This is a genomic window from Pseudomonas fluorescens (genome assembly GCF_002022275.1).
GTDB lineage: Bacteria > Pseudomonadota > Gammaproteobacteria > Pseudomonadales > Pseudomonadaceae > Aquipseudomonas > Aquipseudomonas fluorescens_AJ.
The window spans coordinates 1-10272 of the sequence record NZ_MSDF01000034.1 but is presented as its reverse complement, the minus strand read 5'-3'; the positions used below and the strand labels follow the sequence as shown (position 1 = coordinate 10272).

Genomic DNA, 10272 nt, shown 5'->3' with positions numbered 1-10272 from the left:
TGTAAGAGCGGAACCAATAGCAGCCGTTACCGCAGCAACGGATATGTACCCCACCAAACCGCTATCGCAGGCAAGCCAGCTCCCACAGTCGACAGGTGCTGGCGCTCAAACCATCTCCCGAGCCAAAAACGGCGCAGTCCGGCTGGCCTTGCTTCTGGCAACCTTCTGCGGCGTACCACAAACCACCACCTTCCCCCCCAAATCTCCAGCCCCAGGCCCGATATCAATCACCCAATCACTCTGCGCCACCACACGCATCTCATGCTCCACCACAACCACCGTATGCCCCGCCTCGACCAAATGATTCAACTGGCTCAGCAACCGATCCACATCCCGCGGATGCAACCCGGTCGTCGGCTCATCCAACACATACAACGTCGCCCCCCGCGCGTTACGCTGCAGCTCGGTGGCCAACTTGATCCGCTGCGCCTCACCGCCAGACAACTCAGTCGCCGGCTGCCCCAGTCGCAAATAACCCAACCCGATATCCCGCAACACCTGCAACGAACGCAACACACCTGGCTGCTCGGCAAACACCTCCACCGCCTGTTCCACCGTCAACCCCAGCACCTGAGCAATGCTCAAGCCCTGCCATTGAATCGCCAGAGTCTCAGGGTTATAACGCGCCCCGTGGCACGTCGGGCACGGCGCATACACGCTGGGCATAAACAGCAACTCCACGCTGACAAACCCTTCGCCCTCACAGTTCGGGCAACGCCCCTTGGCGACGTTGAAGGAAAACTGCCCGGCATCGTAACCACGCCTCTTCGCCGCCGGCGTGGCCGCAAACAGTTTGCGCACGTTGTCGAACAACCCGGTGTAGGTCGCAAGGTTGGAGCGCGGCGTGCGCCCGATGGGTTTCTGATCCACCTGCACAAGGCGGCGGATCTGCTCCAGCCCGGCACTGATACGCCCGCCGCTGGTTTGCGGCGCAGCGTCTTCCAGGCTGGTTTCTTCGTCGCTTTCCAGCACCCGCCCAAGCCCCGACCCCACCAGCTCCAGCAGCGCCTGGCTGACCAGGCTGGATTTGCCCGAGCCGGAAATCCCGGTCACCGCCGTGAAGCAGCCCAACGGGAAGTCCACGCTCAAGTCTTTGAGGTTATTGCGCGTCACGCCTTCCAGCTGCAGCCAGCCAGAGGGTTCACGCCGCACCGAACTCGCCTGGCGTTGTTCGGCAAACAAATACTCGCGCGTCTGCGATGCCTCAACCTCTGCCAACCCCGCAGGCGGCCCGCTGTACAGCACCTGGCCGCCATGCTCACCGGCCGCCGGGCCCACGTCGATCAGCCAGTCGGCGCGACGCATGGTTTCCAGGTCGTGCTCCACCACAAACAAGGAGTTGCCCGCCGCTTTCAGCCGATCCAGCGCCGTGAACAACGCTTCACCATCGGCCGGATGCAGGCCGGCCGAAGGCTCGTCCAGCACATAGATCACGCCGAACAATTGCGAGCCCAATTGCGTGGCCAGGCGCAAACGCTGCAACTCTCCGGACGACAAGGTGGGCGTGCTGCGTTCCAGCGACAAATACCCCAGGCCCAGCTCGGTCAGGGTACTGACCCGTTCCAGCAGGTCCTGGGCGATACGCTGCGCAGCCAGACGCTTTTCCACCGACAGCTTCATCGTGTCCTGCCCCGCCGCCACCGGGCGCAACAGTTCAGCCAGCTGCGCCAGTGACAGCTGCGACAACTCGCCAATGTCCACCCCGGCAAACTTCACCGACAGCGCGGCCTTGTTCAGCCGCTTGCCTTCGCACAACGGGCAGGCACTGCCCTGCATGAACTGCGAAACACGCTTTTTCATCAGCGCGCTTTGGGTGTGGGTGAAGGTGTGCAGAATGTAACGTCGGGCGCCGCTGAAGGTGCCCTGGTAGCTCGGTTCTACATTGCGTTTCAAGGCCTCGCGGGTTTGCTCCGGCGTGAAGCCTGCGTACACCGGCGCGGTCGGGGTTTCTTCGGTGAACAGAATCCAGTCGCGCTGCTTTTTCGACAGGTCGCGCCAAGGGATATCGACGTCATAACCCAGGGTCACCAGAATGTCGCGCAGGTTTTGCCCTTGCCACGCCAGCGGCCAGGACGCCACCGCGCGCTGGCGGATCGTCAACGAAGGATCGGGCACCATCAGCGCCTCAGTGACTTCGTACACGCGGCCCAAGCCATGGCACTCAGGGCACGCGCCCTGGGGCAGGTTCGGCGAAAAGTCCTCGGCGTACAGCATCGCCTGCCCCGGCGGATAACTGCCGGCGCGCGAATACAACATGCGGATCAGGCTCGACAACGTGGTGACGCTGCCCACCGACGACCGCGCACTCGGCGTGCCGCGTTGTTGCTGCAATGCCACGGCAGGCGGCAAACCTTCGATGGAATCCACGTCCGGCACGCCGACCTGATCGATCAAGCGCCGCGCATACGGCGCCACCGACTCGAAATAACGGCGCTGGGCCTCGGCATACACCGTGGAAAACGCCAGGGAGGATTTGCCCGAGCCGGAAACACCGGTAAACACCACCAGGGCATCCCGGGGAATGTCCACGTCGACGTTACGCAGGTTGTGTTCGCGGGCGCCGCGCACCTGTACAAACCCTGGGCGCTGGGCAGTGATCGGGGGGATGTTGCGCTGTGACGTCATGGGCAACCTTGTCTGGCGGTGAGCACGCTGCGCACCCGATGCGTGAGCGTTTCGGGGCTGTAGGGTTTGCTCAGCAGATGAATGTCGGGACTTAGCAGGTGGTTGGTCGAGAGGATGTCGCGGGTGTGGCCGGAGGTGAACAGCACAGCCACGGGAGGATGCTGGCGGCGAGCCCAATCCGCGAGGTCGGTGCTTTTGACGCGGCCGGGCATGACAACGTCGGTAAAAATCAGGTCCGGCGACACACCGCCCTGCAACGCCAGCATCGCCCGGTCGCCGTCCTCGGCCGTGACGACGGTGTAACCCGACTGCTGCAGCAACTCGACGACGGTCAGGCGCACGCCTTCATTGTCTTCCACCACCAGGATGGTTTCCTGGCCACCGCTGTGCAGCGCCAGCTCGCTGTCTGTATCCAGGCTTTCCGGCTCCAGGCTGTGGGGGAAATACATCTGCACCACCGAGCCCTTGCCCTCCTCGCTCCACATGTCCACATGCCCGCCGCTTTGGCGCACAAAGCCGAACACCATGCTCAGGCCCAGGCCGGTGCCCTGCCCTTCGCGCTTGGTGGTAAAAAAAGGTTCAAAGGCACGTTTGAGCACCGCCACCGGCATGCCCACCCCGGTGTCCGTCACCGCCAGGCGCACATACTCGCCGGGTTTGATGCTTTTACCGGCGCAGTCGTCGGGGTTGAGGATGACGTTCTCGCCCGTGATGCGAATCACGCCCTCGCCGTTCATGGCATCCCGGGCATTGATCGCCAGGTTGAGCAGCGCGTTTTCCAGCTGGTTGCGGTCGACGTTGATACACCACGAATCGGGCGACAACTGCACATCAATATGAATGGTCTCCCCCAGCGCCCGCTGCAACAGCTCGCCTAACCCTGCGTAGATGCGTTGCGGGTTGTACACCGCGGGCGACAACGGCTGGCGACGCGCAAACGCCAGCAACTGCGACGACAGTTTGGCACCGCGGTCTACCGCTGCGATGGCCGCCGTGACGCGGCGTTGCACCTGGGCATTGTCCGGCTCATGCCGGGCCAGCAGATGCAGGTTGCCGGCGATCACTTGCAGCAGGTTATTGAAGTCGTGGGCCACGCCACCGGTCAGGCCGCCGATGGCTTCGAGTTTCTGCGACTGGCGCAACTGGTCCTCGGCAGAGGAGCGCGCCTGCACTTCAGCGGCCACCCGCTGCTCCAGGTTATGCGTCAGTTCCTGACGCAAGCGCTCGGAATGCACGTGCTCGGTGGTTTCCACCACAATCGCCAGCACCCCGGCCGGTTGCCCATCGTCCCCGGCGACGGGGCTGTAATACAGATCCAGCCACACGGTTTCCGGCTTGCCGTTGCGCAGCAGCACCAAATCCTTGTTGTTGAACGACAAGGTGCCACCGGCCAGACAGGTGTTCACCACCTGCCGGTTGAACTCGGCCACTTCCGGCCAGCCCAGCTCTACGGCCGTGCCCAACAGATAGGGATGGCGCCCCCCGGCAAACACCGAGTAGCTGTCGTTATAGATCATGTACCCCGCCCGCCCCCACAGCATCACCATCGGCACGGGCGAGGCCAGCATCATCTGCACGGTACAGGCCAGGCTGGTGGACCAGCGGTCGATCGGGCCGAGGTCGGTGGTCGACCAATCGAAACCGCGAATCCGCTGGGCCATTTCACCGGCCCAACCTTCACAGCCGTGGGGGTTGGATAAAAACTGCATGGTTAAACTCTGTGCGAAAAGAGGACATCGGCAAAGTTTGGAGCGCGCCGCGCGTAGATCGTTTCAACGTGTATACGTTAGGGGGAAACGGGCGCGCAAACCACTGGTCTCAGTGAAAATCCCGGCTGCGCACATTTATCCCTTCCAGCAGCGGCGTCAGGTCGGTCAAACGCCCGGCGATCAGGTGCCGCACCTCGCCCACCGCCTCCCAGCGCCCGTCCACTTTCAGCAGCCGCGAGCCCACCAGTGCCTGGCGCTGACGCTCGGCCAGATCGCGCCAGACCACCACATTAAGGTTGCCGAATTCGTCTTCCAGGGTCACGAAGGTCACGCCACTGGCCGTGCCCGGGCGCTGACGACCCGTGACCAGCCCGGCGATGCTCACATTGCGCCCATGCTCCACGGCCATGAGTTCGCGGGAACTGCGGCAACGTCGTTTGCGCAGTTCGTCGCGCAATAATGCCAAGGGGTGCGGGCCGAGGGTGGTGCCGACGGTGGCGTAGTCGGCGTGCAGGTCTTCGCCGACCGAAGGGGTCGGCAGCTCCACCACCGCTTCGTCGGGGCTGGGCAAACCGGCGAACAGCCCGAGTTGCTTGTGTACCCCCGCGATCTCCCAGCGCGCCTTGTGCCGGTTGCCCGCCAGCGCGCGCAGGGCGCCGGAATCGGCCAGCAACGCCTGGGTGCGCGCATCCAACCCGGCGCGCTCGTCGAGGTCGGCGATATCGCTGAACGCCTGGCGCTGGCGCGCGGCTTCAATCCGTCGGCCGTCGTCCTCACGAAACCCCGAAATCATGCGCAAGCCCATGCGAATCGCCGGTTGCTGGCCTTCAATGGGTTCCAGGCTGCAATCCCAGTCACTGGCCTGCACGTCCACCGGGCGAATCTGCAAGTGGTGGCGTCGTGCGTCCTGCAGGATCTGGTCCGGGCTGTAGAACCCCATGGGCCAGCTATTGATCAGTGCACAGGCGAAGGCCGCCGGTTCATGGCACTTGAGCCAGCAACTGGCGTAGGTCAGCAAGGCAAAACTGGCGGCGTGGGATTCGGGAAAGCCATAGCTGCCAAACCCCTTGATCTGCTCGAAGATCTGCGCGGCAAAGGCTTCGGTGTAGCCGTTTTTCAGCATGCCGGTGCGCAGGCGCGCCTGATGCGGTTCCAGGCCGCCATGGCGTTTCCAGGCGGCCATGGAGCGGCGCAACTGGTCAGCTTCGCCAGGGCTGTAATCGGCAGCGACCATGGCGATCTGCATGACTTGCTCCTGAAACAGCGGCACGCCCAGGGTGCGTTTAAGCACCGCTTCAAGTTGTGGCGACGGGTAGGTTTCCGGCTCTTCCTTATTACGCCTGCGCAGGTACGGGTGCACCATGCCGCCCTGAATCGGCCCGGGCCGCACGATAGCGACCTCAATCACCAGGTCATAGAATTTCTGCGGCTTGAGCCTTGGCAGCATCGACATCTGCGCCCGTGACTCGATCTGGAACACGCCGATGGTGTCGGCCTTGCTGATCATCGCGTAGGTGGCCGGGTCTTCCTTGGGGATCGTGGCCAGGGACAGGTCGCGGTCACGATGGCGGCGCAACAAGTCGAAGCAACGCCGAATCGCACTGAGCATGCCCAGCGCGAGGATATCCACCTTGAGCAGGCCGACGGCGTCGAGGTCGTCCTTGTCCCACTGAATGATGGTGCGCTCGGCCATCGCGGCGTTCTCCACCGGCACCAGCGTGTCCAGTGGGTATTCGGAAATCACAAAACCGCCGGGGTGCTGGGACAGGTGCCGGGGAAAGCCGATCAATTGCTGGGTCAGCGTGAGCACCCGGCGCAGGATCGGGCTTTGCGGGTCGAAGCCACCTTCGCGCAGGCGTTCCAGAGGCGGCGCCTCTTCACTCCAGCGCCCACAGCATTCGGCCAGCGCGTTGATCTGATCCGGCGGCAACCCGAGGGCCTTGGCCACGTCGCGCACTGCGCCGGCCGCGTGGTAACTGCTGACCACCGCCGTCAGCGCCGCGCGGGTGCGGCCATAGCGATTGAACACATATTGCAGCACTTCTTCGCGGCGCTCGTGTTCGAAGTCCACATCGATATCCGGCGGCTCGTTGCGCTCTTTCGACAGGAAGCGTTCGAACAACATGTCCGTCAGGCTCGGGTCAATCTCGGTGATGCCCAAGGCAAAACACACCGCCGAGTTGGCCGCCGAACCCCGGCCCTGGCACAGGATCGAGCGGCTGCGGGCAAACTGCACAATGTCGTGCACGGTGAGGAAATAGCTCTCGTACCCCAGCTCGCTGATCAGCCCCAGTTCCTTGTTTATCTGCCGCAAGGTCTTGGCGTCGACGCCCTTCGGCCAGCGCCGGGCGATGCCGTCTTTGGTCACCGCGCGTAGCCAGGTTTTGGCGTCATGCCCGGCGGGCACCAGTTCGCGCGGGTAGTGGTAGCGCAACTGGCTCAGGTCAAACGTACAGCGGCGCGCGATGGCCAGGGTTTCGTCGAGCAATGCTGGCGGGTACAGCGCGGCCAAGGCGTCGAGGCCGCGCAAATGCCGCTCGCCATTGGGATGCAGGCGCGTGCCGGCTTCGGCCACCGGCACGTGATGGCGGATGGCAGTCATGGTGTCTTGCAGCGCGCGGCGGCCACGGGCGTGCATGTGCACATCACCACAGGCCACCGCCGGGATTTTCAGGCTGGCAGCCAGGGCCAGGCGTTGTTCCAGATGGCGCGCATCGTCCTGGCCGCAATGTAAGTGCACCGCCAGCCACAGGCGCTTGGCGAAGGTGCGGTGCAGCCATTGGATCGAGGCCTGGGTGTCGCTGTCGTCGGCCACCCACAACGCCAGCAGGCCGGGCAGCGGCTGCTCGAAATCTTCCTGCAACAGGCGATAGCTGCCCTTTTCGGCACGGCGACGGGCCAGGGTGATCAAGCGGCACAAGTGCTGATAGCCGCTGAGGTCTTCCACCAGCAGCACCAGTTTCGGGCCGTTTTCGATGCGCACTTCGCTGCCGATGATCAGCGGCAACGCCACCGCCTTCGCCGCCTGCCACGCACGCACGATGCCCGACAAGGTGCACTCATCGGTGATCGCCAGGGCGCTGTAGCCCTGGCGCCTGGCCCGTTCGAACAACTCCAGCGCACTCGACGCCCCGCGCTGAAAGCTGAAGTTGGACAGGCAATGCAGCTCGGCGTAGCTCATGCAAACCAGCCTTGCAGCCACAACCCGTCACTTTGCCCCACGGTGCGATAGGCCCAGCCTTGCTGGCCGGCGCGGGTCTGGATCAGGTAGTAATCGCGACGGACATCGGCGCCGTCCCACCAGCCGGACTCGATGCGTTCCGGGCCCATCAATATCTGCACGCCGTGTTCAGCCAGCGGCGTGGGTTCGTGCAGCAACCAGCCGGGGCGCTGCACCTTGTTCAAACTCGCGCACGGGCGCGGGTCGGCGGCCGCTTGCCAGGCGCATTCGGGACGATGGTCGGCGTGAAAGCGCAGGCCTTGCACCGCCTCATCGCCCAGGCGTGCGCGCAGGCGTTCGCGTAATTGTTCCCACGGCAAGGTTTGTTGCGGGCGGTCGTCGAACAGGTCCTGACGTTGCGGCACGAACACCGGCAGGTCCTGCGCCACCAGGCGAAAGCCGCGCACCGGTGAGCTGACTTGCACCTGTTCCAGGCGGCCTCGGGCCAGTTCGAACAGCATCGCCGGTTCGCGCTCGGCGCTGAGCAGGCCGACCTTGATCACACTGTCGGGCGCCTGGGCGTGTTCCAGGTGCAGGTCGAAACGCTGCACGCCACTGTCGCGGCCGCAGAGAAAGGCCGACAGGTCACCGGTCAAACGCCGCAAGGGGAACAACAGCGCCTGGTGGGATTGCACGTCGAAATTCAGCTCGATACGCACATCGAACTGGTCCGGCGGCTGATAAAACGCCAGGGCCAACGGCCGTTGCCCGCTCAGCGTATCCAGATGCTTGAGCACGCTGGCGTCAAAGCGCCGCGCCAACGTATGCCGGGGTAACGCCTGCACCTGAGCCAGGGTGCGCAGCCCCATGCGCGACAAGGCGGTGGCGGCCTGCGGGTCAAGGCCGGCACGGTCGATGGGCAGCGGCGCCAGGGCCTGCATCAACGCATCCTCATCGGCCACAGCCAGACCATCGTAGATATTCGCCAGCACCCGCGCTGCCGCCGGGTTGGGCGCGGCGACGATACGGTGGCGAAAGCCCAGCTCGGTCAACTCCTTGCGCAAGCGCGCTTCAAACTGCGACCACGGGCCAAACAGCCCCAGGCTCGATTCGATCTCGAACAGCAAGGCACGCGGGTAATACACACTGACCTGGGAGCTGAAACAGTAGGCCCAGGCGGCGAGAAACTGCTGCCAGCGTTCAATTTCCACCGGGTCATATTCGGCGCTGGCAAAGGTTTTGGTCAGAGCATGCGCCGCCGTCAGCGACTGACCGGGGTGCAGGCCTAACGCGCGCGCGGCATCGTTGACGGTTTGCAGCACGCGCCGCTGCGGTGTGCCGGCGAGCAATGCCAGCGGCTGGTACGGGTCGGGATGCACACGCTGCACCCCGTCCAGCGCCAATTGCGGGAAGACAATACACACCCAGCGCATGGCAACCTCAGTGCCCCGCCAGCGCAATCGGCGCCGGATGGGCCAACCCGCCCCGGCACTTGAGCACCCGCACTTGCGCAGGTTTTGCCTCGACCGCCAGGCGCAAGGCGGCGGGTGACGAATTGACCGCCTCACTTAAAGAACGCCAGGCAAACGCCAGGGTCTGCCCGGTTTCCGCCGCCACCTGCAAGCGGCGCAAGGCCCGATCATCGGCCTTGCGCGGCCAGCACAACACCGCGCCGCAACTGCCCGAGCGCAAGCATTGTTCTACCGCCCACAAGGCATCGCGCTCCTCGGCCTGGATCACCGAGAGCAGACGCAAATCCACCCCGGCGTTTTGCCAGGCATGGGGGTACGGTGTATAGGGCGGCGCCACCAGCACAATGCGCTCCCCGGCCTTTGACAAGCGCGACAGGGTTGGCAGCACCAGCTGCAACTCGCCGACACCTTCCTTGGCCATCAAGATTTCACTCAACGCCGACTCCGGCCACCCGCCCATGGGCAACACCGCGTCCAGCGCCGCCAGCCCCGTGGGGTGCACACTGGCCGGTGGCGCGGCGGGCCGGCCTTTCCAGACTCGCCCGCCGTTGAACAGCGAGTCCAGGGCAACCACGGCGCCCATCAGCCTTGCCTCACCAGGCCGCAGAACACCCCTTCGATCGCCAGGTCCCTGTCGGGGCCTACCACGATGGGCTGATACGCGGGGTTGCGTGGCAGCAGGCGCACATGATCGCCACTGCGTTCGAAACGCTTGATGGTGACTTCACCGTCCAGGCGTGCCACCACGATTTGCCCGTTCAAGGCTTCGGCGCTGCGGCGTACGCCGACCAGGTCACCGTCGAGGATGCCGTCTTCGATCATTGAGTCGCCTTGCACCCGCAGCAGATAGTCCGGGGTTTTCGCAAAGGTGGCGGGGTCCAGTTGCAGGCGGCTGTGGACTTCGGCGTCAGCGCCGATAGGCAGGCCTGCGGCGACTCGGCCGAGGACGGGGATGTCCAGCCAGTCGGGGCGTGGCGGTTGGTTGAGCAGGCGGATGCCTCGGGCCTGGTTGGGGTTGACCTCGATGAAACCGGCTTCGGTCAGGGCCACCACGTGTTTGCGCGCGACGCTGCGGGAGGCAAAGCCGAACGCCTCGGCGATCTCGGCGAGGCTGGGGGGTTGGCCTTGTAGCGCGATGCGGTCGCGGATGAAGGTCAGGATGGCGGTGCGGCGGGGGGTCAGGGTTGTCATGGAGTACATTTGTACTCTTGTGGGAAATTTCTGACAATAGCCGTCAGTCGGGGGGGGGCTTTTGGGGGGTGTATATCCATTATTTGGGTGATGCCTTGGATTGGTTCCGCCCTTA

The 10272-nt window shown here is 64.4% G+C and carries 6 protein-coding genes; all 6 read right to left on the bottom strand.

The annotated features are described in order from the left end of the window. Positions 1-105: 105 nt before the first annotated feature. A complete protein-coding gene (gene uvrA, locus BFW87_RS22860) occupies positions 106-2625 on the bottom strand; it encodes an excinuclease ABC subunit UvrA (RefSeq protein WP_078741983.1) in 2520 nt (839 codons plus the stop codon). After that, on the bottom strand, positions 2622-4334 hold the full coding sequence (locus tag BFW87_RS22855; protein WP_078741982.1) for an ATP-binding protein: 1713 nt from the start codon (positions 4332-4334) through the stop codon (positions 2622-2624). The genes uvrA and BFW87_RS22855 overlap by 4 nt, the downstream gene beginning before the upstream one ends. Before the next feature lie 109 nt (positions 4335-4443). Then, on the bottom strand, positions 4444-7536 hold the full coding sequence (locus tag BFW87_RS22850; RefSeq protein WP_217699422.1) for an error-prone DNA polymerase: 3093 nt from the start codon (positions 7534-7536) through the stop codon (positions 4444-4446). After that, positions 7512-8927 carry a Y-family DNA polymerase gene (locus tag BFW87_RS22845; protein ID WP_078741980.1) on the bottom strand — a complete coding sequence of 472 codons (1416 nt, stop codon included), beginning with the start codon at positions 8925-8927 and terminating at the stop codon, positions 7512-7514. The genes BFW87_RS22850 and BFW87_RS22845 overlap by 25 nt, the downstream gene beginning before the upstream one ends. Positions 8928-8934: 7 nt before the next feature. Beyond that, a complete protein-coding gene (gene imuA, locus BFW87_RS22840) occupies positions 8935-9549 on the bottom strand; it encodes a translesion DNA synthesis-associated protein ImuA (RefSeq protein WP_078741979.1) in 615 nt (204 codons plus the stop codon). Next, entirely contained in the window at positions 9549-10166 is a 618-nt protein-coding gene (gene lexA, locus BFW87_RS22835) for a transcriptional repressor LexA (RefSeq protein WP_078741978.1), read from the bottom strand. Before lexA ends, imuA begins: the two co-directional genes overlap by 1 nt. Between the last annotated feature and the right edge of the window lie 106 nt (positions 10167-10272).

Excerpts from the sequence above, each read along its gene's own strand:
- uvrA (WP_078741983.1), bottom strand. The coding sequence starts at position 2,625 with ATGACGTCACAGCGCAACATCCCCCCGATCACTGCCCAGCGCCCAGGG.
- BFW87_RS22855 (WP_078741982.1), bottom strand. The coding sequence starts at position 4,334 with ATGCAGTTTTTATCCAACCCCCACGGCTGTGAAGGTTGGGCCGGTGAA.
- BFW87_RS22845 (WP_078741980.1), bottom strand. The coding sequence starts at position 8,927 with ATGCGCTGGGTGTGTATTGTCTTCCCGCAATTGGCGCTGGACGGGGTG.
- imuA (WP_078741979.1), bottom strand. The coding sequence starts at position 9,549 with ATGGGCGCCGTGGTTGCCCTGGACTCGCTGTTCAACGGCGGGCGAGTC.
- lexA (WP_078741978.1), bottom strand. The coding sequence starts at position 10,166 with ATGTACTCCATGACAACCCTGACCCCCCGCCGCACCGCCATCCTGACC.